This is a genomic window from Enterobacter sp. DNB-S2, from assembly GCF_019443845.1.
GTDB lineage: Bacteria > Pseudomonadota > Gammaproteobacteria > Enterobacterales > Enterobacteriaceae > Enterobacter > Enterobacter asburiae_B.
Window position 1 is genome coordinate 4,350,599 of the sequence record NZ_CP050520.1, and the last position, 26,040, is coordinate 4,376,638.

A 26,040-nucleotide genomic window follows, 5' to 3' on the forward strand; every position below is an offset into this window, starting at 1 on the left:
ATTCATAAGAAAACCGACAGGCCAGCACGTCACAGTGCTGGCCTTTCTGACAACAGGTCGGCTCAGCCGATGTGAAAATAAGAAGATCGTGGAGAACAACAATGAGCGCAAATGCGGAGAGCACTACCCCGCAGCAACCGGCCAACAAGAAAGGCAAACGTAAGAGCGCCCTTCTTCTGTTGACCTTGCTCTTTATCATTATTGCCGTGGCATATGGGATCTATTGGTTTTTAGTACTGCGTCATGCTGAAGAGACTGACGACGCGTACGTGGCAGGGAACCAGGTACAAATTATGGCGCAGGTGTCGGGCAGCGTGACGAAAGTCTGGGCTGACAATACCGACTTTGTGCAAAAAGGCGATGTGTTGGTGACCCTCGATCCAACCGACGCCCAGCAGGCGTTTGAAAAAGCACAGACCGCGCTGGCCTCCAGCGTCCGTCAGACCCGCCAGCTGATGATCAACAGCAAACAGCTGCAGGCCAACATCGACGTGCAGAAAACGGCGCTGGCGCAGGCGCAGAGCGACCTGAACCGCCGCGTACCGCTCGGCACCGCCAACCTGATTGGCCGTGAAGAGTTGCAGCACGCCCGCGATGCCGTTGCCAGCGCTCAGGCACAGCTGGATGTGGCGATTCAACAGTACAACGCCAACCAGGCGATGGTGCTGGGCACCAGTCTGGAAAACCAGCCTGCCGTACAGCAGGCGGCGACCGAAGTGCGCAACGCGTGGCTTGCCCTGCAGCGTACCAAAATCGTCAGCCCGATGACCGGCTATGTCTCCCGTCGTTCCGTCCAGCCAGGGGCGCAGATTAGCCCAACCACGCCGCTGATGGCGGTCGTGCCGGCAGACAATCTGTGGGTAGACGCCAACTTTAAAGAGACGCAGCTTGCCCATATGCGTATCGGCCAGAGCGCGACGGTTGTCAGCGACATCTATGGCGATGACGTGAAGTACACCGGTAAAGTGGTCGGCCTGGACATGGGGACCGGCAGCGCCTTCTCCCTGCTGCCTGCGCAAAACGCCACCGGTAACTGGATCAAAGTGGTTCAGCGTCTGCCCGTGCGTATTGAGCTGGATGCCAAACAGCTGGCGGATCACCCGCTGCGTATCGGCCTCTCTACGCTGGTAACGGTCGACACCGCCAACCGCGACGGTCAGATCCTGGCAAGCCAGGTGCGCAGCAGCCCGGCTTATGAAAGTAACGCCCGTGAAATTAGCCTCGATCCGGTCAACAAGCTGATCGATGACATCGTGAAGGCAAACGCCGGTTAATCCGAAGGTGAGCGTTATGCAACAGCAAAAGCCGCAAAAACCGCTGGAAGGCGCGCAGCTGGTCATTATGACCATCGCGCTGTCGCTGGCGACATTCATGCAGGTGCTGGACTCCACCATCGCAAACGTGGCGATCCCGACCATCGCCGGTAACCTTGGCTCGTCGCTGAGCCAGGGGACCTGGGTCATTACCTCGTTTGGGGTGGCAAACGCCATCTCCATTCCGATTACCGGCTGGCTGGCAAAGCGCGTCGGTGAAGTGAAGCTGTTCCTCTGGTCAACGGTATTGTTCGTTCTTGCCTCCTGGGCGTGCGGCATGTCCAGCAGCCTGACGATGCTGATTTTCTTCCGCGTCATTCAGGGGATTGTGGCCGGGCCGCTGATCCCGCTGTCGCAGAGCTTACTGCTGAACAACTACCCGCCAGCCAAACGCTCGATTGCGCTGGCGCTGTGGTCAATGACCGTGATTGTCGCGCCGATTTGCGGGCCTATCTTAGGCGGCTATATCAGCGACAACTATCACTGGGGCTGGATCTTCTTCATCAACGTACCGATTGGCGCCCTCGTGGTAATGCTGACGCTCCAGTCGCTGCGCGGCAGAGAAACCCGGACGGAACAGCGGCGTATCGACGCCATTGGTCTGGCACTGCTGGTTGTCGGCATCGGTAGCCTGCAGGTCATGCTCGACCAGGGCAAAGAGCTGGACTGGTTCAACTCCCGGGAGATCATCATCCTGACGATTGTCGCGGTGGTGTCGCTGAGCTTCCTGATTGTCTGGGAGCTGACGGACGATAACCCGATAGTCGACCTGTCGCTGTTTAAGTCGCGAAACTTCACCATAGGCTGTCTGTGTATCAGCCTCGCCTACATGCTCTACTTCGGCGCGATTGTACTGCTGCCGCAGCTGTTGCAGGAGGTATACGGCTACACCGCAACCTGGGCAGGTTTAGCCTCGGCGCCGGTTGGATTGATTCCGGTTCTGCTGTCGCCGATTATTGGCCGCTTCGCCCACAAGCTCGACATGCGCCGGCTGGTGACGTTCAGCTTTATCATGTACGCCGTGTGCTTCTACTGGCGCGCGTATACGTTCGAACCGGGAATGGACTTTGGCGCGTCCGCGTGGCCGCAGTTTATTCAGGGCTTTGCCGTGGCGTGTTTCTTTATGCCACTGACCACCATCACGCTTTCCGGTTTACCGCCTGAGCGCATGGCGGCCGCATCGAGCCTGTCGAACTTTACGCGAACGCTGGCGGGCTCGATTGGTACGTCGATCACCACCACCCTGTGGACGAACCGTGAATCGATGCACCATGCGCAGCTGACCGAAGCGGTGAACCCGTTCAACCCGAACTCTCAGCAGATGTACAACCAGCTGCAGGGAATGGGCATGACGGAGCAGCAGGCGTCAGGGTGGATTGCCCAGCAGATCACCAACCAGGGTCTGATTATCTCGGCCAACGAGATTTTCTGGATATCGGCGGGGATCTTTATCGTCCTGCTGGGGCTGGTGTGGTTTGCTAAACCACCGTTTGGCGCCGGTAGCGGCGGCGGTGGTGCGCACTAATTCGCGTTGTCCAGAACGCGACAGCGATTGTCAGTGTCGATAAAGCAGCGCTCCTGAAATCCATTCACGATAGTGAAAAGACAACAGGAGCGCATCATGCTGAACACACCCGCCGACAAGTACCAACCCTATCCGCCCCTTTCCCTGCCCGACCGCCGCTGGCCGGAGCAACGCATCACCCGCGCGCCGCGCTGGCTCTCCACCGACCTGCGCGACGGCAACCAGGCCCTTGCTGAGCCCATGGACAGCACCCGCAAGCTGCAGTTCTGGGATCTGCTGCTGGGCTGCGGCTTTAAAGAAATTGAGGTGGCTTTCCCATCCGCCTCGCAGACAGACTTCAACTTTGTTCGCCAGCTGATTGAAGAGAACCGCATCCCGGATGACGTCACGATTCAGGTATTAACCCAGGCGCGGGAAGATCTCATCCATCGCACTTTCGAATCCCTGCGCGGTGCGAAACAGGCCACCGTCCATCTGTATAACGCCACCGCCCCGCTGTTCCGCCGCCTGGTGTTCGGCATGGAAAAAGCGCAAATCGTTGAGCTGGCGACGCGATCCACGCGGCTTATTCGTCAGCTGTGTGAAGAGAACCCGGACACCCGCTGGCAGTATGAATACTCCCCGGAGACCTTCTGCTTTACCGAGCCGGAGTTTGCGCTGGAGATCTGTGAAGCCGTGGCGGAGATCTGGCAGCCGTGCGACGAACGGCCCATGGTGATCAACTTACCGGCCACCGTCGAAGTGAGCACGCCGAACGTCTATGCCGACCAGATCGAGTATTTCTGTCGCCACTTCAGCCGCCGCCGGGATGTCTGCATCAGCGTGCATCCGCATAACGACCGCGGTACCGGCGTCGCCAGCGCCGAGCTGGCCGTGATGGCGGGGGCAGACCGCGTGGAGGGCTGTCTGTTTGGTAACGGCGAGCGCACGGGCAACGTCTGCCTGGTGACGCTGGCGATGAACCTCTACAGCCAGGGCGTCAGCCCGAATCTCGACTTTAGCGATATGAACCGGATCGTGGAAGTGGTGGAAGTCTGCAACCAGCTGCCGGTGCATCCGCGCCACCCGTGGGCCGGACGGCTGGCCTATACCGCTTTCTCCGGCTCGCACCAGGACGCGATCAAAAAAGGTTTTGATGCCCGCAGGCCTGGCGAGCGCTGGGAGATGCCGTATCTGCCGGTCGATCCGCAGGATATCGGCTGCACCTACGAAGCGGTGATCCGCGTAAACAGCCAGTCAGGGAAAAGCGGCAGCGCGTGGCTCATCGAACAGAATCATGGCCTGAAATTACCCCGCGCCCTGCAGCAGGATTTCAGCCAGCACGTGCAGCAGGAAACCGATCGCCACGGAAAAGAGATGACGCAGAATGCGCTGTGGCAGCTGTTCCGCACCCGCTACGGCCTGGTAGCCACGCCGCAGTTTGCGCTGCAATCCTACCGCAGCGACAGCCAGCAGGACGGCCAGCTGCGTTTGACGGCAAGCATCGCTACGCAGGGGGGAACGCGTCAGCTGGAAGGTCAGGGTAATGGTCTGCTCTCCGCCGCCGCTCACGGCTTAAGCCGCTGGGTCAACGCCCCGTTCGTGATTAAGGATTATCACGAGCATACGTTAGGCGAACGCAGCGACAGCCGCTCGGTGGCCTACATCCGCTGCCTGTTCCAGGACGGCAGCAGCCGCTGGGGCGTGGGCATCGACAGCGACGTGGCGCGCGCGTCGCTTCAGGCGCTCTTAAACGCCGTCAGTCGTTCTTAAAGTAATCGCTGGGTGAGACGCCCATTACCCGGCGGAACATCGCCGTAAAGGCGCTGTGGCTGCCGTAACCCAGATCCAGCGCCACGCGTAGTACCGGCTGGCCCTGCGCCAGCCGCACTAAGGCTTCCAGCAGGCGCGCCCTTCTCAACCACTCGCCGTAGCTTAATCCCGTCTGCTGCTGAAAATGGCGGTTCAGGGTGCGTTCGCTCATGTTCATCATGCTCGCGGCCTGCGCGCTGCTCCAGCTCTCCCCCGCGTTTTGCCGGATTTGCAAACACAGGTGACGTAACGCCTCGCCTTCCGGCTCCGGCAGGTGAAACGGCAGCACCGGCATGGTGCGGATTTCATCGAGAATGAGTTCATAGACGCGTTCATCCCGGCTGCCGGGCGAGTACGATTCAGGTAAAGCAAGGGAGACGAGGATCAGCTCGCGCAACAGCGGCGCGATCTGCACGATCTGACAGGTGGCCGGGAGATCGGCCCGCGCCAGCGGATCGATAAACAGCGTTCGCGCCGCCACGTTGCCGGTGATGCGAAGCGAGTGGCGGGTCCCCGCTGGTAGCCAGACGCCGCGACCGGGAGGAACAACCCAACAGCCCGAAGCCGTATCGACCCGTACCACGCCGCTCAGGGTGTGCAACAGCTGCGCGCAGTCGTGCTCATGCCACGGCTCGCTGTCACCATGAGCGTAATCATGGGCAAACGGAACGAGGGGACGATGGGTAAAGGAGAACGTTGAGGTTGTGGTCATGGGGTTAAACCACCCTCACCCTACCCTCTCCCGGAGGGAGAGGGAAAAGGTGCACTAGATGTGCAGTTCCTGCAGTTTTTCTTTTGGCAGGGCCAGCTCTTCGTTGCTGTTCACGCGAACATCACGCTCGATGATGTGACGCGCGATGTCCTGCGCTTCTTCCAGAGAGTGCATCTGGTAAGTACCGCACTGGTAAACGTTCAGCTCAGGGATCTGGTTCTGCTCTTTCACCTTCAGCACGTCTTCCATCGCCGCTTTCCACGCATCAGCGACGCGTTTCTCTTCTGGCTGGCCAATCAGGCTCATGTAGAAACCGGTACGGCAGCCCATCGGAGAGATGTCGATGATCTCAACGCCGTTGCCGTTCAGATGGTCACGCATGAAACCGGCGAACAGGTGTTCCAGGGTATGAATGCCTTTCTCTGGCATCACTTCTTTATTTGGCACGCAGAAACGCAGATCGAAGACGGTGATCGTGTCGCCGTGCGGGGTGTGCATGGTCTTCGCCACGCGTACTGCAGGTGCTTCCATACGGGTATGGTCGACAGTAAAGCTATCTAATAACGGCATACGTCACCTCCGACAGTGATTTTTTTTAAAAATAAACTGAACTCTTCTACAGAATGCACGTCTGAGTATATGAAAGACGCGCATTTGTTATCATCATCCCTGAATTCAGAGATGTATATTTTGGCCACAGCGATGTGGCCTTTTTCTTTTCTGCTTAAGCCTGCTTCGCCAGAAACGCCTCAAACGACTCGGTATCCGCCGCTTCAACCTCTTTCTGACGCACCACGGACGCATCGCGTTCCGCGACAAAATCCGCTTCGCTCAGCACTTCTAACGGCTCCTGCATCAGCATCTCGCGGTACTCCGCTGAGAGTGAACGCCCGGTGCCGCCAATGCCCTGATCGATCATAGAACGCAGAATACGCGCTGAGAACGTCAGTTCCGGATTATCAAAACATTCCACCAGCTGGTCGCAGATCTGTTGATACGCGTCGCCGCCGTCGATGCTGTCCATTGTGCGTGCAACACGCTTCAGGTCGCGGAACAGATCTTTGCCGACTTTGGTCAGCGGGAACTGTGCCGTTTCGCAGCCAATACCCAGCGTCAGGCCCGGCTTACGCCCTTCCAGAATCACGCGATTCCAGTTTGTACGGGTACAGAGCAGTTCGTCTGAACTCATTTCCGGCGCATCCGCCAGCACGCACCAGACCATAAACAGATCCAGGAAGCGAATCTGCTGCTCATCAACGCCAATCGGTGAGAACGGGTTGATATCCAGCGAACGCACTTCAATGTATTCGATCCCGCCGCGCTGCAGCGCATCCGACGGGGTTTCACCGCTGCGCGTTACGCGCTTAGGACGGATAGGCGCATACAGCTCGTTTTCAATCTGCAGCACATTGCTGTTGATTTGCAGGCGCTTGCCGTCTTTTTCGAGGCCGATTTTCTCGTACTCTTCCGACGGGGTTTTGATCGCCCGCTTCAATCCTGCCACATATTCGTGCAATTCGTTAAACGTAATACCGAGATTGCTTTGCGATTTATTGGTATAACCGAGATCGCTCAGGCGCAGAGAGGTGGCGTACGGGAGATAGTACATTCCGCACTCGGTCTTCTCGAACGGCAGCGTGGTCGGTTTCCCCTGCAGGAACGAAGAACAGATCGCCGGGGAGGCACCAAACAGATACGGGATCACCCAGCCGAAACGGTAATAGTTGCGGATCAGGCGGAAGTAGCCTTCAGAGATCGCGTCTTTATCCGTTTCACCGCATTTCGCCTGCCAGAACGCCATTGGCAGCGAGAAGTTGTAATGCACGCCCGAGATCGTCTGCATCAACGCGCCGTAGCGGTTTTTCAGCCCTTCGCGATAGAGCGTTTTCAGCCGGCCGATATTTGACGTGCCGTACTGCGCCAGCTCAATCTCCTGGCCCTGCTCGATATAGCACGGCATGCTGAGGGGCCACATACGTTCGTCGCCCATGTTGCGCGCGGTGTAGCGATGGATATCGCGCATGATCGTCAGCATATGATCAATATCACCCTCTACTGGCGTGATGAACTCCAGCAGTGCCTCAGCGAAATCGGTTGTGATCCATTTATGTGTCAGCGCCGAGCCTAACGCCTTCGGGTGACCCGTCGTCGCTAAGCTACCGTCCGCGTTAACGCGCAGCGTTTCACGCTCAAGACCACGCTGAATACCCTTCAATGCCTGAGGGTGGTTTTCCAGCCAGGCCAGCGCCTGAGATACGTCCGGGATCAAATTGACCTCCCGCCTGTCAAAGTAATGTTACTCAGCATAATTGTAATGGTTGACGATTGAAGGTCGCGTATTCATTCCACCAATTAGTGCCACCACGTCATACCCTGTAGTGTTGCCCACGCCACGAGAACATAGCGCAACGCCTTGCCAAGGCACAAAAAAAAGAGCACCGGTCCCCAGGAGATGCGCATCCATCCCGCCAGCAGACACAGTAAATCGCCTATTACAGGCATCCAGCTTAATAACAGCGTGGCAGCGCCATAGCGTTTTAGCCAGCCGACTGCCTTTTCCTGCCAGCGCGATTTTTCGCGCAGCGGAAAGAAACGCCCAAGAATAACGTTAGTCAGCCCTCCAAGGCTATTACCCATTGTTGCTATTAATACAAGCAGCCAGGGCTGACTCACGCCGGACAACAGCATCGCCACCAGCACCACTTCCGAATTTCCCGGTAACAGCGTGGCGCTTAAAAAACTGCTGGCGAATAATGAGGCAAGTGACAGCGCGTCACTCACAGTAAGCGCACATCCACCGCATCCATTCCGGCATCACGCGCGGCCTGAATGCCGAAATCGGCGTCTTCAAACACGACACATTTTGCCGCCGGGACGCCCATTAATTCTGCGCAAAGCAGGAAGGTGTCCGGTGCGGGCTTGTGATGTTTAACATGATCGGCGGCGACCACGGCAGAAAAATAGTGGCGCAGGCCAAGATGGTTGAGCAAAGCTTCTGCAATCGCGCTTTCGCTCCCGGTTCCTACAGACATCGGGCGGCGCCCGTGCCACTCTTTTACCACATCAATCAGCGGCAGAGGGCGTACGGTATCTAAAAGCATGGCTTTTACCGCATCGGTTTTTTCGCGCGCGAGCAGGTGCGGGTCGAGATCGGCCTGATTCAGTTCAATCACGGCCTGCGCAATACGCCAGGTGGGAGATCCGTTGAGGGCAATCATCGCCTGAAGATCGAAACGCATGCCGTAGCGGCCCAGGACATCAGTCCAGGCTTGACGATGCGTGGGTTCGGTATCCAGGAGAGTGCCGTCCATATCGAAGATCAAACCGTCATACTGTGCGTACATCGTGCTCTCGCTAAACGATTAACAAAGCATTACTTTATCGTAAATGGTGATTTTTGTCGCTGACTGAGAAGTCATAACTACGAGAGTGATTAAGAAATACACAGCGAAGGGAATAACAGAAGAGATGGTGCATCCGGGAGGATTACTCGGCTGCGCCTCGCCCTGCGGGCCGTTGCTGAAGCAACGTTATCCTCCCTGGTGCTTGCGATTAACTCGCAGACCTTGAAACAACAGCGTGGCTATTATCTCGGAGAATATGGTGCATCCGGGAGGATTCGAACCTCCGACCGCTCGGTTCGTAGCCGAGTACTCTATCCAGCTGAGCTACGGATGCATCAGGGAACTACTTTCAGAAATAATAAATGGTGCATCCGGGAGGATTACTCGGCTGCGCCTCGCCCTGCGGGCCGTTGCTGAAGCAACGTTATCCTCCCTGGTGCTCGCGATTAACTCGCAGACCTTGAAACAACAGCGTGGCTATTATCTCGGAGAATATGGTGCATCCGGGAGGATTCGAACCTCCGACCGCTCGGTTCGTAGCCGAGTACTCTATCCAGCTGAGCTACGGATGCATCAGGGTACTGCTTTCAGAAATAGTAAATGGTGCATCCGGGAGGATTCGAACCTCCGACCGCTCGGTTCGTAGCCGAGTACTCTATCCAGCTGAGCTACGGATGCATCGGGATTTACTATTGTACTGCTCGATATTCATATCACTTCTAAAGCAATATGAAGTAATAGATGGTGCATCCGGGAGGATTCGAACCTCCGACCGCTCGGTTCGTAGCCGAGTACTCTATCCAGCTGAGCTACGGATGCAAAATGGCGGTGAGGCGGGGATTCGAACCCCGGATGCAGCTTTTGACCGCATACTCCCTTAGCAGGGGAGCGCCTTCAGCCTCTCGGCCACCTCACCACACAACGCCTCTTTCGAGTGCTTCGAGTTACTCGTTAAGAGCTTCTCGTCGCTGCGTGGCGCATATATTACTTTCTGGGACTTATAAGTCAAACAATTTTCCAAAAGCTTTTATCGTTTGCACAAATCACACGCAATTCGCATGTAAAAGCCGCAAAGAGGGTGTTTTATAAGCGGATTTTGCAGGCATCTTCACAGAAAACCTTTGCAGAAATAGCGGCGTAAGGGCGAGTTTAGGGCAACGGAGTGGTTAAAAAGAGAGCGTTTGAAATTAAACGGTAACGTTGAGCAGGAAAAATGACAGGAGGGTTGCGTCTCGCCCGACAGCGAGACGCGACAATATCAGTAACTGGACTGCTGGGATTTTTCAGCCTGGATACGCTGGTAGATCTCTTCACGGTGGACAGATACTTCTTTAGGAGCGTTAACACCAATACGTACCTGGTTACCCTTTACCCCTAAAACTGTCACGGTGACCTCATCCCCAATCATGAGGGTCTCACCAACTCGACGAGTCAGAATCAGCATTCTTTGCTCCTTGAAAGATTAAAAGAGTCGGGTCTCTTGTATCCCGGCATTATCCATCATATAACGCCAAAAAGTAAGCGATGACAAACACGTAAAGTGTAAGCAGTCACGGCATCACATTCTGTTAAACGTAAGTTTAGCCGATATACACAAACTCAACCTGACTTTATCGTTATCGATAGCACAGTGAACAAGACGCCATAACGTTACCGCTATGGCGTCTGCTTGTGCTTTGTAGTTATTACAGTTTCGCGCTTACCCAGCTTTCAACGCTGGCCAAAGCTTGCGGAAGTGCCGCCGCATCCGTACCACCGGCTTGCGCCATGTCCGGACGACCGCCACCCTTGCCGCCCACCTGCTGAGCGACCATACCAATCAGTTCCCCTGCTTTAACGCGGTCGGTCACATCCTTAGAGACGCCCGCAATCAGAGAAACCTTACCTTCTGCCACTGTCGCCAGCACGATAACGGTAGAACCAAGCTGGTTCTTGAGATCGTCGACCATAGTACGCAGCATCTTAGGCTCAACGCCCGCCAGATCGCTGACCAGCAGTTTGACGCCCTTAATGTCTACAGCCTTGCTGGAGAGGTTTGCACTCTCCTGCGCCGCAGCCTGCTCTTTCAGCTGCTGCAGCTCTTTTTCCAGCTGACGCGTGCGATCCAGCGCAACGCGCACTTTCTCGCCCAGGTTCTGGCTATCGCCTTTCAGCAGCTGCGCGATGTCGTGCAGCTGATCGCTCTGCGCATGCAGGCTGGCAATCGCACCTTCACCGGTCACCGCTTCAATACGACGCACGCCTGCCGCCGTACCCGACTCGGAAACAATGCGGAACAGGCCGATGTCACCGGTGCGCGATGCGTGCGTACCGCCGCACAGCTCGGTAGAGAAGTCGCCCATGCTCAGCACGCGAACGCGGTCGTCATATTTCTCACCAAACAGCGCCATCGCACCTTTTTTCTTCGCGTCCTCGAGCTCCATGATGTGGGTCTCGATTGGCAGGTTACGACGGATCTGCGCGTTCACCAGATCTTCCACCGCGCGGATCTCAGACGGTTTCATCGCTTCAAAATGCGAGAAGTCGAAACGCAGCACTTTGTCGTTAACCAGAGAACCTTTCTGTGCTACGTGGGTACCGAGTACGTCGCGCAGGGCAGCGTGCATCAGGTGGGTTGCAGAGTGGTTCAGACGAATGCGCGCGCGGCGAGCTTCATCAACGTTAGCCTGTACGCCCTCGCCCACTTTCAGAGAACCGGAAACCAGTTTGCCCTGGTGACCAATCGCCTGACCGTATTTCTGGGTGTCGCTGACGCTAAAGCTAAAGCCGTTGCCTTTCAGTTCGCCCTTATCGCCAACCTGACCGCCGGATTCCGCGTAGAACGGCGTTTTGTCCAGAATGACAACCGCATCCTGGCCCGCGCTGATGCTGTCCACGGCTTTACCGTCAACAAACAGGGCGGTCACTTTGCCGGTCAGTTCCAGCGCGTCATAACCTTTGAATTCCGATGCGCTATCAACGCGGATCATCGCGTTGTAGTCTGCACCGAAACCGCTGGACTCACGCGCACGACGACGCTGCTCTTCCATCGCGGCTTCGAAGCCCGCTTCGTCAACTTTGATGTTGCGCTCGCGGCAAACGTCCGCCGTCAGGTCAACCGGGAAGCCGTAGGTGTCGTACAGGCGGAAAGCGGTTTCGCCATCCAGCGTGTCGCCCTTAAGTTTCGCCAGCTCTTCGTCCAGCAGCGCCAGGCCGCGCTCAAGCGTACGCGCAAACTGCTCTTCTTCGGTTTTCAGAACCTGCTCTACCTGCGCCTGCTGGCGTTTCAGCTCATCACCGGCAGCACCCATCACGCCAATCAGTGGCCCAACGAGTTTATAGAAGAAGGTGTCCTTCGCGCCCAGCATGTTGCCGTGACGGATGGCACGACGAATGATACGACGCAGCACGTAGCCACGGTTTTCATTCGACGGGATAACGCCGTCGGCAATCAGGAACGCACAGGAACGAATGTGGTCCGCGATAACGCGCAGCGATTTGTTGTTCAGATCGGTCGCGCCGGTAACGTTCGCAACGGCTTTGATCAGGGTGCTGAACAGATCAATTTCGTAGTTGGAGTTAACGTGCTGCAGAACTGCGGCAATACGCTCCAGGCCCATACCGGTATCGACGGAAGGCTTCGGCAGCGGCTCCATCGTACCGTCGGCCTGACGGTTGAACTGCATGAACACGATGTTCCAGATCTCAATGTAGCGATCGCCGTCTTCTTCCGGGCTGCCCGGAGGCCCACCCCAGATGTGGTCGCCGTGATCGTAGAAGATCTCGGTGCACGGACCGCAAGGGCCGGTATCACCCATCTGCCAGAAGTTGTCAGACGCGTATGGCGCGCCTTTGTTATCACCGATGCGAATAATACGCTCGCGCGGGATCCCGACTTCTTTTTCCCAGATTTCGTAGGCTTCGTCATCGGTTTCATAGACGGTAACCCACAGACGCTCTTTCGGCAGGTTGAACCAGTTTTCACCGGTCAGCAGTTCCCACGCATATTGAATAGCATCGTGTTTGAAGTAGTCGCCGAAGCTGAAGTTACCCAGCATTTCGAAGAACGTATGGTGACGCGCGGTGTAACCGACGTTTTCCAGGTCGTTGTGTTTACCGCCCGCACGCACGCAACGCTGTGAGGTTGTGGCGCGGGAATAATTACGCTTGTCGAGACCAAGGAACACATCCTTGAACTGGTTCATCCCGGCGTTGGTAAACAGCAGAGTCGGATCGTTGTTCGGTACCAGGGAGCTGCTGGCAACAACCTGGTGTCCCTTACTATGGAAAAAATCGAGAAACGCCTGACGGATCTCAGCGGTGCTCTTGCTCATAATTATCCTGAAATCAAGCTAACGAAATGTCGTAGCCAGCCTGTACCGGTAAACCGTTGGACAGACCAGCTACTGGAAAAAGTGGGAATAAGATAAGTTTTCTTTAGTGGGAAGTAAAATCCCGCATGCGTTCAATCGGCAAAATTACGCCAGATATCCTGAATATCTTCCATGAGAAAGCCGCGGTAGAGCAAAAAGCGCTGGATTTTAACTTTTTCTGAAAACTCACGCGGCAGCGGTTCGCCGTATTTACGAATCGCCTGTTCTCTGGCCAGCTCGCACCAGTCAGTATCGCATTCGCGCATCGCTTTTTCGATGGACTCCCTGGCCACCCCTTTCTGGTTCAGCTCCTGCCGGATGCGCGCGGGCCCATATCCTTTACGGCCGCGGCTGGCGAGAAACCGTGAGGCAAAACGCTCGTCATCAAGATAACGATGCTCATAGCACCAGGCAATCACGCGGTCATAATCTTCCGCGGTGGCATCAATCTCTTCCGGCCCGTTTTTACTCATCACCGGAGCCGACAGTTTGCGCCGCAGCTCCTGTTCACTGTGGTCACGAACGGCCAGGATGCGCACCGCGCGGTCCAGTAAGCGTGCATACGCGGGTCGACGTGTTGTCGGTTCACTCATAAAAAACCTGCTGATTCAGAAATGCAAAAAGGGCCGCATCAGCAGCCCTTCATTTTTAAACGAAACAATTAAAAGTCTTCGTTAGTTTCTTCAGCATCCGCGGCATCGACCACGAAATCAGGTTTGGAGTCCTGGTTGTTCAGCAGAAGCTCACGCACCTTCTTCTCAATCTCTTTCGCCGCAGCCGGGTTCTCTTTCAGCCAGGAGATCGCGTTCGCTTTACCCTGACCAATCTTGTCACCGTTGTAGCTGTACCAGGCGCCCGCTTTTTCAATCAGCTTCTCTTTCACGCCCAGGTCAACCAGCTCGCCGAGGAAGTTGATCCCTTCGCCGTAGAGGATCTGGAACTCAGCCTGTTTGAACGGCGCGGCGATTTTGTTCTTCACAACCTTCACGCGGGTTTCGCTACCGACTACGTTTTCGCCCTCTTTCACCGCGCCGATACGGCGGATATCCAGACGGACAGAGGCGTAGAATTTCAGTGCGTTACCACCGGTAGTGGTTTCCGGGTTACCGAACATCACACCAATTTTCATACGGATCTGGTTGATGAAGATCAGCAGCGTGTTGGACTGCTTCAGGTTACCCGCCAGCTTACGCATCGCCTGGCTCATCATACGTGCCGCGAGGCCCATATGAGAGTCACCGATTTCACCTTCGATTTCGGCTTTTGGCGTCAGTGCGGCTACGGAGTCGACCACGATAACGTCAACGGCACCAGAACGCGCCAGCGCGTCACAAATTTCCAGCGCCTGCTCACCGGTGTCCGGCTGAGAACACAGCAGGTTGTCGATATCCACGCCCAGCTTGCGGGCATAAACAGGGTCCAGCGCGTGCTCGGCATCGATAAACGCACAGGTTTTACCTTCGCGCTGTGCCGCGGCAATCACCTGCAGCGTCAGGGTGGTTTTACCGGAGGACTCTGGCCCGTAGATTTCTACGATACGGCCCATAGGCAGACCGCCAGCGCCCAGCGCGATATCCAGAGAAAGCGAACCGGTGGAGATGGTTTCCACATCCATGGAACGGTCTTCACCCAGGCGCATGATGGAGCCTTTACCGAATTGCTTTTCGATCTGGCCCAGTGCTGCCGCCAACGCTTTCTGTTTGTTTTCGTCGATAGCCATTATTACTCCTGTCATGCCGGGAGAAGCGACTGTGCTTCACCGTGGATTTCTGTTCTGTTGGTGCAATTATACTGTATGGTCATACAGTATCAAGTGTTTTGTAGAAATTGTTGCCAGAGCGTTTTTAACGCATAAACGGTTGCCTGACGACGCACGCTTTCGCGATCGCCGCTGAAGCACTCCCGGCGGGTGATCCCTTCCCCTTTGGAGGTGGCGAACCCAAACCAGACGGTGCCGACAGGCTTCACGTCGCTGCCGCCGTCCGGGCCCGCAATGCCGCTAATGGAAATCGCGTAGTCTGCCCGCGCCTCTTTGAGCGCGCCAATGGCCATCTCGATCACCACCGGTTCGCTGACCGCGCCATGCTGTTCAAGCGTGGATTCACGCACGCCAATCATCTGAGCTTTAGCTTCGTTACTGTAGGTCACAAAACCGCGTTCAAACCAGGCGGAACTGCCGGCAATATCGGTAATCGCTTTCGCCACCCAGCCGCCGGTGCAGGATTCGGCGGTGGTGATTGTCGCGCCACGCTGCTTCAGCGCAAGGCCAACGATCTCGCTAAGCTGCATCAATTCATGGTCAGTCATTCTCGCTCCAGGCATCAGAAAAACGTGCTGCACAAGATAGCACTTTCTCGTCAGATGTGGGGATGGACTTCAGGTTTTACGAGGGGGCTTCAGAAAAAAGCCGGTACGGACGCACCGGCGGTGGAAAGGTTATTTCATGCTGTCAGCGAGAGTGTTCACATTGTGGCGAAACGCCTTAACGTAGGTGTCAGCCACCCCACCTTTTGCCGACAGCGCTTCGGGGTAAAGCTCACCCCCGGGCTGTGCGCCCGTCGCCGACGCAATCTGTTTCACCAGACGCGGATCGAGCTGATTCTCCATGAACCAGGTTTTCACGCCGTCGGCTTTGATCTGATTGATAATCTCGGCGACCTGCGCCGCGCTGGCTTCGCTCTCAGACGACAGCCCCTGCGGCGCCATAAACGTCACGCCGTAAGCGCGGCTGAAATAGCCGAACGCGTCATGGCTGGTCAGCACTTTACGCTTCGCCGGCGGGATCTGGCTAAAGCGCGTTTTGGCCCAGTTATCCAGTTGCGTCAGCTCCGCGATATACGGCTTACCGGTAGCCTCGAGCGCCGCTTTATCTTGCGGATCGGCTTTCACCAGCCCGTTCAGAATATTTTGCGCATAGAGCGCCCCGTTCGCCGCGCTGTTCCACGCATGGGGATCGGTCACAGTCTTTCCATCTTCCTCAAGCGTGTGGGTTTTCACCCCTGTTGAGGCGACAACCAGTTGCCCTTTGAACCCGGAGGCTTTCACCAGACGATCAAGCCAGCCTTCCAGCCCCAGGCCGTTCACCACCACCACATCAGCCTTGCTCAGGGCCGCGCTGTCTTTCGGCGACGGTTCGAAGGTATGCGGATCGCCGTCCGGCCCGACCAGCGTCGTCACGTTCACATGGTCGCCGCCCACCTCCTGCGTGATATCCCCCAGTATCGAAAAGCTGGTCACCACATTCAGCGTTTTCGCCATCACGCCGTGCGACATCATCCCCAGCGCGAGCGCCACTACAAATCCTGTACGTTTCATCGTTTCCCCTTGCGTTAAAAATACGCCCGCAGGCTGCCAGCGAGCCTGCTTCGCGTACCCAGTAAAATGGAAATAAAGAACAGCGCGCTGGCGGTGAGCACGATGGACGGCCCGGCCGGCAGACTCATCGCCCAGGAGAGGCTCAGCCCCAGCCATGCGCAAAAGATACCGCTGATACCCGCCATCAGGAGTAAGGCAGGTAACGTGCGCACCCAGCAGCGGGCTGCCACGGCCGGAAGCATCATCAGCCCGACGGCCATCAGCGTGCCGAGCACCTGAAAACCGGCCACCAGGTTAAGCACCAGCAGCGCCAGAAACAGTCCGTGCAGCAGGCCAGGCAGCCAGCGGGCGTTCACCTGCAGCCAGGCGGTATCAAACGCTTCTATGACCAGCCCGCGATAAAACAGCGCCAGCGTGATAAGGGTGAACATACACACGCCCGTGACAAACAGCGCGGCGTCGTTGTCCACGGCGAGTATGGAGCCAAACAGCAGATGCAGCAGATCGACATTCGACCCGCGCAGCGATACCAGCGTAACCCCCAGCGCCAGCGAGCCAAGATAAAACCCGGCAAAGCTGGCATCTTCTTTCAGCGGCGTGCGTCGACTGACCAGACCGGCCAGCAGCGCCACGGTAATTCCCGCGATAAAACCGCCAATACTCATCGCCAGCAGCGACATACCGCTGAGCAAATACCCCACGGCGACACCCGGCAAAATGGCGTGAGAAAGGGCGTCGCCCATTAGGCTCATCCGACGCAGCTGAAGAAACACGCCGAGCGCGGTGGTGCTGACCGAGAGCGCCAGGCAAACCACCAGCGCGCGACGCATAAAGCCGTACTCAATAAACGGCTGAAAAAAGAGATGCCAGATCATGCCACCCTCACCCGCTCGGTTTTCCACTGGGGAACGTCAGCATCCAGCCGCAGCGTCTGCGGGAAATGGCGCGACACGCGCTCGCTGTCGTGCAGTACCGCGAGCAGCGTTTGCCCCTGCATATACATCTCCAGCATCAGATCCATCAGCACGCTGCAGGTGGCTTCATCGACCCCGGTAAAGGGTTCATCCAGCATCACCAGCGGCGCCTGCTGCACCAGGACGCGGGCAAACAGCATGCGCTGAAACTGACCGCCGGAGAGTTCATCGATGGTGGATAACGCCATGGACTCAAGCCCGACGCGCTCAAGCGCGCTGGCAATGCGCAGCCGCGTTTCGTGACGAAACCCGGAAAAAAGCGAAATGCCCGGCCAGCAGCCCATGCTTACCACGTCCTGTACGGTCAGCGGAAACTGCGCCTCCAGCGCGTGACGCTGTGCCAGCCAGCCGATTACCGGCGGCTTCCCCTGCCAGCGGAAGCCGCCGCTGACGGGAGGAATAAACCCTGCCAGCGTTTTCAGCAGCGTGGATTTCCCGCAGCCGTTAGCGCCGATAATGGCGGTCATGCTGCCGCGCTCAATCGTGCCCGAGAGGGGCCGCGTAACGGGCTGACGTTCATATCCCGCGACCAGTTCATTCATCACAATCATGGCAATGCCACCGCCCAGCGCACGGCCAGCCCAATAAAGGCAACAAGCACCAGCGCCAGCAAAAGCCGAACCAGAGCAGACAAAGAAAAAAGGGACGTTGACATTTTGACACCGCAATAAATGTTATAACATAACAATAATGAAAGGCGGTGAAGATGTAAATGGCGGGTTTGAAAAGGGAGTGTGCCGAAATGTTTCTGCAGGAAATAGGTGCGCGCGGGTGCCCTCACCCCAGCCCTCTCCCACAGGGAGAGGGGGAATAAGATGACTTACTGACTAAACGGAGACGCCGCCGGCACGCGGGCCTGCGATACCGCCAGCCCCAGCTGCCATACGGCCATCGCATAGTGGGTACTGTGGTTATAGCGGGTGATGGCGTAGAAGTTCGGCATGCCGTACCAGTACTGATAGCCCGTCCCGACATCCAGACGCAACAGACTTACCTGATCGACATTGCCCAACGGCTGAGTCGGTGTTAAGCCCGCCGCCGTCAGCTGCGCAACGCTGTATTTGGTTTTGAAGCCGTTTTCCAGCCCAGGCGCCTGACCGTTCGCCTGCACCGCCACCTGGCCGCCCGGCACCCAGCCGTGCGCTTTGAAGTAGTTCGCCACGCTGCCGATGGCATCCACCGGATCCCACAGATTGATATGACCATCCCCGTTAAAGTCGACGGCATATTGCTTATAGGAGGACGGCATAAACTGGCCGTAGCCCATCGCGCCGGCAAACGACCCTTTCAGATCGAGCGGATCGTCCTGCTCGCTGCGCGCCATCAGCAGGAAGGTTTCCAGCTCGGAAGAGAAATACTCCGCGCGGCGCGGATAGTTAAAGGAGAGCGTCGCCAGCGCATCCAGGATGCGGGTTTTCCCCATCACGCGGCCCCAGCGGGTTTCCACGCCGATAATCCCGACGATGATTTCCGGCGGTACGCCGTAGACCTGCCACGCGCGGTTGAGCGCATCTTCATACTGATTCCAGAACACCACGCCGTTTTGCACGTTGTCCGGGGTAATAAACTGTTTGCGGTAGCGCAGCCACGCGCCGTTCGGCCCGCTCGGCACCTGGGCGGTTGGAGCCTGCCTGTCCATCAGGCGCAGCACGTAGTCCAGTCGCTTGGCCTGAGACAAAATTTCGTGCAGCTGCTGTCTGTCAAAGCCGTGCTTGCTCACCATTTTATCGATGAACTGCTCGGCCGCCGGGTTATTCGCGAAGTCGCCGCCCATCTGCATCATATTGTGCTGCGGCTCCAGCAGGAATCCTCCGGAAGGCGCGCCCGCCGTTTGCTGAACGGCTTCGGTCTTAGGTTTGCTACTACAGGCAGACAGCAGAATAAGCGCAGGCAACAGCGCTGCATAACGACGCTTGAACATGAGACATCCATTTAACGGGTTCGATAAGAACCCAGTATGGTAAAGCATCCGCAACACCTCAAGGAAGCGGTACGCGCCTCCCCCACGCAAATCCGCCCTTTTTTCCACCGAAAATCATTGACCCCATCAATAAACTTTCAAAATAATCCATTTTTCTTTCATTGTGAGATCTAACTAACACTTTAAAACCTTTCAAAGTGATTATTATTAGCCGCGCAACACAAAAACAAAAAAGCCTCACAGGAGAGAAGAATGATAGAAACCATCACCCACGGCGCCGAGTGGTTCATCGGGCTGTTTCAGAAAGGCGGAGAAGTGTTCACCGGCATGGTGACCGGGATCCTGCCCCTGCTGATCAGCCTGCTGGTGATCATGAACGCGCTGATTAACTTTATCGGCCAGCAGCGCATCGAACGCTTCGCCCAGCGCTGTGCCGGGAATCCGCTGTCCCGCTACCTGGTACTGCCGTTCATCGGCACCTTCGTGTTCTGCAACCCGATGACCTTAAGCCTCGGCCGCTTCATGCCGGAAAAGTACAAGCCGAGCTACTACGCCGCCGCCTCCTACAGCTGCCATTCCATGAACGGCCTGTTCCCGCACATTAACCCCGGCGAGCTGTTCGTCTATCTCGGGATCGCCAGCGGTCTCACCACCCTTGGCCTGCCGCTCGGCCCGCTGGCGGTGAGCTACCTGCTGGTTGGCCTGGTCACCAACTTCTTCCGCGGCTGGGTGACCGACCTCACCACCGCCATTTTTGAGAAAAAAATGGGCATCCAGCTTGAACAGAAAGTCCATCTTTCAGGAGCCACAGCATGAACCGGATCCGCATTGAGAAAGGCACGGGCGGCTGGGGCGGCCCGCTGGAGTTCGACGCCACCGAAGGCAAAAAGATCGTCTACATCACCGCAGGCACGCGCCCGGCGATCGTCGACAGGCTGCGCGAGCTGACCGGCTGGGAAGCGGTCGACGGCTTCAAGGAGGGCGAGCCGCCGGAAGCGGAAATCGGCGTGGCGGTGATCGACTGCGGCGGCACGCTGCGCTGCGGTATCTATCCGAAGCGCCGCATTCCGACAGTGAATATTCACTCCACCGGAAAATCCGGCCCGCTGGCGCAGTACATCCTTGAGGACATTTATGTCTCAGGCGTGAAGGAGGACAACATCACTCTGGTGAATGGCACTGCCGCGCCGCAAAAAGCGGCCCCGCGCGAGTACGACACCAGCAAGAAAATCACCGAGCAGAGCGACGGCCTGCTGGCGAAGGTCGGGATGGGCATGGGGTCCGCCGTAGCGGTGCTGTTCCAGTCAGGGCGCGACACCATCGACACGGTGCTGAAAACCATCCTGCCGTTTATGGCATTCGTTTCGGCGCTGATCGGCATCATCATGGCGTCCGGCCTGGGCGACTGGATTGCCCACGGCCTCGCCCCGCTCGCCAGCCACCCGCTCGGGCTGGTGACGCTGGCGCTGATCTGCTCCTTCCCGCTGCTGTCGCCGTTCCTCGGCCCGGGCGCGGTGATTGCCCAGGTCATCGGCGTGCTGATTGGCGTGCAGATTGGTCTGGGGAACATTCCCCCGCACCTCGCCCTGCCCGCCCTGTTCGCCATTAACGCCCAGGCGGCGTGCGATTTCATCCCCGTAGGGCTGTCGCTGGCGGAAGCACGCCAGGACACCGTGCGCGTGGGCGTGCCGTCCGTGCTGGTGAGCCGCTTCCTGACGGGCGCGCCGACGGTGCTGATTGCCTGGTTTGTCTCCGGCTTTATTTATCAATAAGAGGTTCCTGCGATGACCGTGATTTACCAGACCACCATTACCCGCATCGGCCAGAGCGCGGCTGACGCGCTGAGCGACCAGATGCTGATCACCTTCCGCGAAGGCGCCCCGGCGGATATCGAAGAGTTTTGCTTTATCCACTGTCACGGCGAGCTGAAGGGCGAGCTGAAGGCCGGGAGCCAGCTGGAGCTGGGCGAGGCGCGCTATGCCGTCACCGCCGTCGGCGACGTCGCCGAGCAAAACCTGCGCGAGCTGGGCCACATCACCCTGCGTTTCGACGGCCAGCCGCAGGCCGAATATCCCGGCACGGTTCACGTGGCGGGCCCGGTTCCGCAGGCTGTCACCCCAGGCTGCACGTTAAAATTTGTTGCGTAATTAAGGAGAAACACATGAGTCAGGTTGCCGTTGTCATTGGTGGAGGACAAACCTTAGGCGAGTTCCTCTGCCGTGGGCTTGCCGCAGAGGGCTACCGCGTGGCGGTAGTGGACATTCAGAGTGAAAAAGCCGCCCGCGTGGCGGACACCATTAACACCGAGTTTGGTGAAGGGATGGCGTACGGGTTTGGCGCCGACGCCACCAGCGAACAGAGCGTGATGGCGCTGGCCCGCGGCGTGGACGAGATTTTTGGGCGTACCGACCTGCTGGTCTACAGCGCGGGGATTGCGAAAGCGGCCTTTATCAGCGATTTCGAGCTGGGGGACTTTGACCGGTCGCTGCAGGTGAATCTGGTGGGCTATTTCCTCTGCGCCCGCGAGTTTTCCCGTCTGATGATCCGCGACGGCATTCAGGGGCGCATCATTCAGATCAACTCCAAATCGGGGAAAGTGGGCAGCAAGCATAACTCCGGCTACAGCGCGGCGAAGTTTGGCGGCGTGGGGCTGACGCAGTCTCTGGCGCTGGATCTGGCCGAGTACGGCATTACCGTGCACTCGCTGATGCTGGGCAACCTGCTGAAATCGCCGATGTTCCAGTCCCTGCTGCCGCAGTACGCCACCAAGCTCGGCATCAAGGCTGAGGAAGTGGAGCAGTACTACATCGATAAAGTGCCGCTGAAGCGCGGGTGCGATTATCAGGACGTGCTGAACATGCTGCTGTTTTACGCCAGCCCGAAAGCCTCGTACTGCACCGGGCAGTCGATTAACGTCACCGGTGGGCAGGTGATGTTCTGATCGAGCGGCCTGATGCCCTCACCCTAACCCTCTCCCACCGGGAGAGGGAACAAAACAAGGAGCCGATATGGTCACCGCACTCATCACCGTCGCCGCCCTCGCCTGGATTTGCCAGATGGCGTTTGGCGGCTGGCAGATCCACCAGTTTAACCGCGCGTTTGACGCGCTGTGTCAGAAAGGTCGCGTCGGGGTCGGGCGTTCCGGTGGACGCTTCAAACCGCGCGTGGTCGTCGCCGTTGCGCTGGATGAAAACAATCACGTCTGCGATTCCCTCATCATGCGCGGCATGACCGTCTTTGCCCGACCGATGAAAATCCAGGCAATCAACGGCATTTCGCTGCAGGAATTACGGCCTGATGTGATCTTTCCCCATGATCCACTCTGTCAGAATGCACTATCATTAGCGCTTAATCTGAAACATGGATAATTTCGTTGTGAAAGCTATAGACTTGCGAAATTATCATTTCGCAACCTAAGGAACGAAGCGCCTATGAAACCTCGTCAGCGGCAGGCGGCCATTCTCGAGCATCTGCAAAAGCAGGGAAAATGCTCGGTAGAGGATCTGGCCCACTACTTTGACACCACCGGCACGACAATACGCAAGGACCTGGTATTGCTCGAAAACTCTGGCGCCGTCATTCGAACCTACGGCGGCGTGGTGCTCAATAAGGACGAAGCGGACCCGCCTATCGATCACAAAACGCTGATCAATACCCACCAGAAAGCGCTGATTGCCGAAGCCGCCGTCAAATTTATCCACGATGGCGATTCCATCATTCTGGATGCAGGCAGTACCGTCCTGCAGATGATCCCGCTGCTCAGCCGCTTTAACAACATCACGGTGATGACCAACAGCCTGCACATCGTCAACGCCCTGTCGGAGTTCGACAGCGAGCAGACCATCCTGATGCCCGGCGGCACCTTCCGCAAAAAATCGGCGTCGTTTCACGGCCAGCTTGCGGAGAATGCCTTCGACCACTTCAGCTTTGATAAACTGTTTATGGGCACCGACGGCATCGACCTGAACGCAGGCGTTACGACGTTCAACGAGGTGTTCAGCGTCAGTAAAGCCATGTGCAACGCCGCGCGGGAAGTGATTTTGATGGCAGACTCGTCGAAGTTTGGCCGCAAAAGCCCCAACATTGTCTGTAGCCTTGAAAGCGTTGATAAGCTGATTACCGACGCGGGTATCGACCCGGCGTTCAAAAAAGCGCTGGAAGAGAAAGGAATCGAGGTGATCGTAACCGGAGAGAGAGATGAGTGATTTTCTGTTAGAAACGGGCCGCCAGACGCTGATGCTGGAACTGCAGGAAGCCAGCCGCCTGCCGGAACGTCTGGGCGAGGATTTTGTCCGCGCGGCCAACACCATTATCCACTGCGAAGGCAAAGTGATCGTGGCGGGCATCGGTAAATCCGGCCATATCGGCAAAAAGATTGCCGCGACGCTCGCCAGCACCGGCACCCCGGCGTTCTTCGTGCATCCGGCAGAGGCGCTGCACGGCGATCTGGGGATGATTGAAAGCCGCGACGTGATGCTGTTTATCTCCTACTCCGGTTCGGCCAAAGAGCTGGATCTGATTATTCCGCGCCTGCAGGAAAAATCGGTCGCCCTGCTGGCGATGACCGGAAAATCCCGCTCGCCGCTGGCGCTGGCCGCCAAGGCGACGCTGGATATTTCCGTTGAGCGTGAAGCCTGTCCGATGCACCTCGCCCCGACCTCCAGCACCGTTAACACCCTGATGATGGGCGACGCGCTGGCAATGGCGGTGATGCAGGCGCGCGGCTTTAACGAAGAAGATTTCGCCCGTTCGCATCCGGCGGGCGCGCTCGGCGCACGCCTGCTCAACAAGGTTCACCACCTGATGCGCACCGACGATGCCATTCCGCAGGTCAAACTCGATACCAGCGTCATGGACGCGATGCTGGAGCTCAGCCGCACCGGCCTTGGGCTGGTTGCGGTGTGCGATGACGGCGGGAGCGTTAAGGGCGTGTTCACCGACGGCGACCTGCGCCGCTGGCTGGTGGGCGGCGGCAGGCTGGAAACCAAAGTGTCGGACGCCATGACCAAAGGCGGGCTGACGCTGAACGCCGAGAGCCGCGCCATTGAAGCCAAAGAGGTGCTGATGAAGCGCAAAATTACCGCCGCACCGGTGGTGGATGACGCCGGCAGGCTGTGCGGCGCCATCAACCTGCAGGATTTCTATCAGGCCGGGATTATCTAACCCTTCAGTCCCAGACGCTTCGCCAGCCTGTGCAGGTTGGCGACGTCCATCTCCAGCGCCCGCGCGCACGCCGCCCAGCTGCGGTTATTCTGTTCCAGCGCGCGGGTAATCATCTGACGCTGAAACGCCTCTGTAGCTTCACGCAGATTTTCATTCGCTATCTCTGGCGCAGCCTGGGCGATAGCCGGTACGTTTTCATCCTGCAGCGCAAAATGCCGCGCGTGGAGCACCACTTCATCACCCGAACGCGTCGCCCGCGCCAGCACCACCGCGCGGTGGATCGCATGCTCCAGCTCGCGCACGTTGCCCGGCCAGCCGTAGCTCAGCAGATGCGACCTCGCACCCGGGCTCAGCACCACGCGGGAAAGCCCCATCCTGAGACGGCACTGCTCGCAGAAAAAGCCCGCCAGCAGCACCACGTCGTCACCGCGCTCGCGCAGCGGCGGCACGGTAAGCGGGAACACGCTCAGGCGATGGAACAGGTCGGCGCGGAACTGCCCTGCCAGCACCGCTTCACGCAGGTCACGGTTGGTGGCCGCCAGCACGCGAACGTCCACTCTGTGGCTGCGGTCATCCCCCACGCGCTGGATGTCGCCGTACTGCAGCACGCGCAGCAGCTTGGCCTGCAGCGACAGGGAGAGCTCGCCGATTTCATCCAGAAACAGCGTGCCGTTATCGGCCATTTCGAACTTGCCGCTGCGGTTGCTGATGGCCCCGGTAAACGCCCCTTTTACGTGACCAAACAGCTCGCTTTCCGCCACGCTTTCCGGCAGCGCGGCGCAGTTGAGGTACACCAGCGGGTTCACCGCGCGCGGCGACGCTTCGTGAATGGACTTCGCCACCAGCTCCTTGCCGGTGCCGGTTTCCCCGAAGATCAGCACGTTCAAATCTGAGGCGGCGACAATCTCAATCTCTTTTTTGAGCTGCGCCATGCCCGGAGAGAGGCCGATCATCTCCGTGTGCGTCACCTGCTCAAACGCCGCCGGGCTGCCGGGAAGAATGTTCTGGCTCTCCAGCTGTTCAATCAGCAGGGCATTGTTCAGCGCCCCGGCGGCCAGGGCGGCAATCAGGCGCAGCTCTTCATCGCTAAAGGTGTCGAACTGGTCCGGCGACAGGCCGTCGAGGGTCAGTGCGCCAATCAGATTTTGTCCGGCAAACAGCGGCAGGCCGATACAGGCGTGCACCTTCAGGCTCTCCTGTCCGGGAATAAGTCCGTCGTACGGGTCGGGCAGATCGCTGTCCGCCGGAAAGCGCACCACGTCACCCGCGCGGGCGATAGTTTCCAGACGCGGATGGCCCTCAAGGGTAAAACGCCGTCCAAGCACGTCCTTCGCCAGCCCGTCGATAGCCAGCGGAATAAACTGCCGCCCCTCGTAGCGCAGCAGCGCCGAGGCGTCGCACGCCAGCACGTGGCGCAGCGTGGAAATCAGCCGTTGAAAGCGGTCCTGATGGCCGATACCGGTCTGCAGCTCAATGGCGATCTTCGCCAGCACGTCTACGGAAAAGCTCATAGTGACCTCGCTGTCATTTTGACAATGAATATTGTCATATTGACACTAATTTTGATAGTCATAATGACTACCCATTACGGATCATAAAAATATTAATTAAGTAAAATCAACAAATTAAA

The 26,040-nt window shown here is 57.7% G+C and carries 25 protein-coding genes and 5 tRNA genes; 10 read left to right on the forward strand and 20 right to left on the reverse strand.

Annotated features, from left to right (window positions below; translation table 11 throughout):
• Positions 1-101: 101 nt before the first annotated feature.
• The 3 genes from emrA to leuA all read left to right on the forward strand — a co-directional run bounded on the left by emrA (position 102) and on the right by leuA (position 4,590).
• Complete coding sequence (gene emrA / locus HB664_RS20975; protein ID WP_023308934.1) at positions 102-1,274, forward strand: multidrug efflux MFS transporter periplasmic adaptor subunit EmrA; 1,173 nt, start codon at positions 102-104, stop codon at positions 1,272-1,274.
• Positions 1,275-1,290: 16 nt separating this feature from the next.
• Positions 1,291-2,838, forward strand: coding sequence for a multidrug efflux MFS transporter permease subunit EmrB (emrB, locus tag HB664_RS20980; RefSeq protein WP_032660391.1), 1,548 nt, complete (start codon positions 1,291-1,293; stop codon positions 2,836-2,838).
• A gap of 96 nt (positions 2,839-2,934) precedes the next feature.
• Complete coding sequence (gene leuA / locus HB664_RS20985; protein WP_112778388.1) at positions 2,935-4,590, forward strand: 2-isopropylmalate synthase; 1,656 nt, start codon at positions 2,935-2,937, stop codon at positions 4,588-4,590.
• Here the strand turns inward: leuA and HB664_RS20990 are convergent.
• From HB664_RS20990 to mltB, 19 genes are all read right to left on the reverse strand, one after another.
• A complete protein-coding gene (locus tag HB664_RS20990) occupies positions 4,577-5,341 on the reverse strand; it encodes a helix-turn-helix domain-containing protein (protein WP_033146363.1) in 765 nt (254 codons plus the stop codon). The two genes, leuA and HB664_RS20990, sit on opposite strands and share 14 nt — an antisense overlap.
• Before the next feature lie 54 nt (positions 5,342-5,395).
• The gene (gene luxS / locus HB664_RS20995) at positions 5,396-5,911 is read right to left on the reverse strand and encodes an S-ribosylhomocysteine lyase (protein ID WP_014884972.1); all 516 of its coding nucleotides are present in this window, start codon (positions 5,909-5,911) and stop codon (positions 5,396-5,398) included.
• A 154-nt stretch (positions 5,912-6,065) separates the two neighbouring features.
• On the reverse strand, positions 6,066-7,610 hold the full coding sequence (gene gshA, locus HB664_RS21000; protein ID WP_023333180.1) for a glutamate--cysteine ligase: 1,545 nt from the start codon (positions 7,608-7,610) through the stop codon (positions 6,066-6,068).
• A gap of 83 nt (positions 7,611-7,693) precedes the next feature.
• Positions 7,694-8,122 carry a YqaA family protein gene (locus HB664_RS21005; RefSeq protein ID WP_008499541.1) on the reverse strand — a complete coding sequence of 143 codons (429 nt, stop codon included), beginning with the start codon at positions 8,120-8,122 and terminating at the stop codon, positions 7,694-7,696.
• On the reverse strand, positions 8,119-8,685 hold the full coding sequence (gene yqaB / locus HB664_RS21010) for a fructose-1-phosphate/6-phosphogluconate phosphatase (RefSeq protein ID WP_032648006.1): 567 nt from the start codon (positions 8,683-8,685) through the stop codon (positions 8,119-8,121). The genes HB664_RS21005 and yqaB overlap by 4 nt, the downstream gene beginning before the upstream one ends.
• Positions 8,686-8,942: 257 nt before the next feature.
• Positions 8,943-9,019: transfer RNA gene (locus HB664_RS21015), tRNA-Arg, on the reverse strand.
• Between the two features lie 161 nt (positions 9,020-9,180).
• Positions 9,181-9,257 (reverse strand) — tRNA-Arg (locus HB664_RS21020).
• Positions 9,258-9,286: 29 nt separating this feature from the next.
• A tRNA-Arg gene (locus HB664_RS21025) sits at positions 9,287-9,363 on the reverse strand.
• 64 nt (positions 9,364-9,427) lie between these two features.
• Positions 9,428-9,504, reverse strand: a tRNA-Arg gene (locus HB664_RS21030).
• A gap of 4 nt (positions 9,505-9,508) precedes the next feature.
• Positions 9,509-9,601: transfer RNA gene (locus tag HB664_RS21035), tRNA-Ser, on the reverse strand.
• A gap of 342 nt (positions 9,602-9,943) precedes the next feature.
• On the reverse strand, positions 9,944-10,129 hold the full coding sequence (gene csrA / locus HB664_RS21040; protein WP_000906486.1) for a carbon storage regulator CsrA: 186 nt from the start codon (positions 10,127-10,129) through the stop codon (positions 9,944-9,946).
• 241 nt (positions 10,130-10,370) lie between these two features.
• Positions 10,371-12,998, reverse strand: coding sequence for an alanine--tRNA ligase (alaS, locus tag HB664_RS21045; RefSeq protein WP_045888112.1), 2,628 nt, complete (start codon positions 12,996-12,998; stop codon positions 10,371-10,373).
• A 131-nt stretch (positions 12,999-13,129) separates the two neighbouring features.
• Entirely contained in the window at positions 13,130-13,630 is a 501-nt protein-coding gene (recX, locus tag HB664_RS21050; protein ID WP_033146366.1) for a recombination regulator RecX, read from the reverse strand.
• A 68-nt stretch (positions 13,631-13,698) separates the two neighbouring features.
• Positions 13,699-14,757, reverse strand: a complete 1,059-nt coding sequence (recA, locus tag HB664_RS21055; protein WP_023308943.1) for a recombinase RecA — start codon at positions 14,755-14,757, stop codon at positions 13,699-13,701.
• A gap of 89 nt (positions 14,758-14,846) precedes the next feature.
• Entirely contained in the window at positions 14,847-15,344 is a 498-nt protein-coding gene (gene pncC, locus HB664_RS21060; protein WP_023308944.1) for a nicotinamide-nucleotide amidase, read from the reverse strand.
• 129 nt (positions 15,345-15,473) lie between these two features.
• Positions 15,474-16,352: a metal ABC transporter substrate-binding protein gene (locus HB664_RS21065; RefSeq protein ID WP_033146367.1), complete on the reverse strand. Its 879-nt coding sequence runs from the start codon at positions 16,350-16,352 to the stop codon at positions 15,474-15,476.
• A 14-nt stretch (positions 16,353-16,366) separates the two neighbouring features.
• Positions 16,367-17,227: a metal ABC transporter permease gene (locus HB664_RS21070; RefSeq protein ID WP_219940166.1), complete on the reverse strand. Its 861-nt coding sequence runs from the start codon at positions 17,225-17,227 to the stop codon at positions 16,367-16,369.
• Complete coding sequence (locus tag HB664_RS21075) at positions 17,224-17,877, reverse strand: metal ABC transporter ATP-binding protein (RefSeq protein WP_087823292.1); 654 nt, start codon at positions 17,875-17,877, stop codon at positions 17,224-17,226. Before HB664_RS21075 ends, HB664_RS21070 begins: the two co-directional genes overlap by 4 nt.
• A gap of 269 nt (positions 17,878-18,146) precedes the next feature.
• Positions 18,147-19,247: a lytic murein transglycosylase B gene (gene mltB / locus HB664_RS21080; RefSeq protein ID WP_176690050.1), complete on the reverse strand. Its 1,101-nt coding sequence runs from the start codon at positions 19,245-19,247 to the stop codon at positions 18,147-18,149.
• Positions 19,248-19,499: 252 nt separating this feature from the next.
• On the opposite strand from mltB, the gene srlA reads away from it, so the two are divergent.
• From srlA to gutQ, 7 genes are all read left to right on the forward strand, one after another.
• Positions 19,500-20,063, forward strand: coding sequence for a PTS glucitol/sorbitol transporter subunit IIC (gene srlA, locus HB664_RS21085; RefSeq protein WP_023333189.1), 564 nt, complete (start codon positions 19,500-19,502; stop codon positions 20,061-20,063).
• Positions 20,060-21,019 carry a PTS glucitol/sorbitol transporter subunit IIB gene (locus HB664_RS21090; RefSeq protein WP_023308950.1) on the forward strand — a complete coding sequence of 320 codons (960 nt, stop codon included), beginning with the start codon at positions 20,060-20,062 and terminating at the stop codon, positions 21,017-21,019. The genes srlA and HB664_RS21090 overlap by 4 nt, the downstream gene beginning before the upstream one ends.
• A gap of 12 nt (positions 21,020-21,031) precedes the next feature.
• Positions 21,032-21,394, forward strand: a complete 363-nt coding sequence (gene srlB, locus HB664_RS21095; protein WP_023308951.1) for a PTS glucitol/sorbitol transporter subunit IIA — start codon at positions 21,032-21,034, stop codon at positions 21,392-21,394.
• A gap of 14 nt (positions 21,395-21,408) precedes the next feature.
• Positions 21,409-22,188: a sorbitol-6-phosphate dehydrogenase gene (srlD, locus tag HB664_RS21100; protein WP_023294411.1), complete on the forward strand. Its 780-nt coding sequence runs from the start codon at positions 21,409-21,411 to the stop codon at positions 22,186-22,188.
• A gap of 67 nt (positions 22,189-22,255) precedes the next feature.
• Positions 22,256-22,615, forward strand: coding sequence for a transcriptional regulator GutM (gutM, locus tag HB664_RS21105; protein WP_094934789.1), 360 nt, complete (start codon positions 22,256-22,258; stop codon positions 22,613-22,615).
• A 63-nt stretch (positions 22,616-22,678) separates the two neighbouring features.
• Positions 22,679-23,452 carry a DNA-binding transcriptional repressor gene (locus tag HB664_RS21110; protein WP_219940167.1) on the forward strand — a complete coding sequence of 258 codons (774 nt, stop codon included), beginning with the start codon at positions 22,679-22,681 and terminating at the stop codon, positions 23,450-23,452.
• Complete coding sequence (gene gutQ / locus HB664_RS21115) at positions 23,445-24,410, forward strand: arabinose-5-phosphate isomerase GutQ (RefSeq protein ID WP_033146372.1); 966 nt, start codon at positions 23,445-23,447, stop codon at positions 24,408-24,410. The genes HB664_RS21110 and gutQ overlap by 8 nt, the downstream gene beginning before the upstream one ends.
• On the opposite strand, the gene norR is transcribed toward gutQ, so the two are convergent.
• Positions 24,407-25,921: a nitric oxide reductase transcriptional regulator NorR gene (gene norR, locus HB664_RS21120; RefSeq protein WP_219940168.1), complete on the reverse strand. Its 1,515-nt coding sequence runs from the start codon at positions 25,919-25,921 to the stop codon at positions 24,407-24,409. The genes gutQ and norR overlap by 4 nt on opposite strands.
• Positions 25,922-26,040 lie beyond the last annotated feature (119 nt).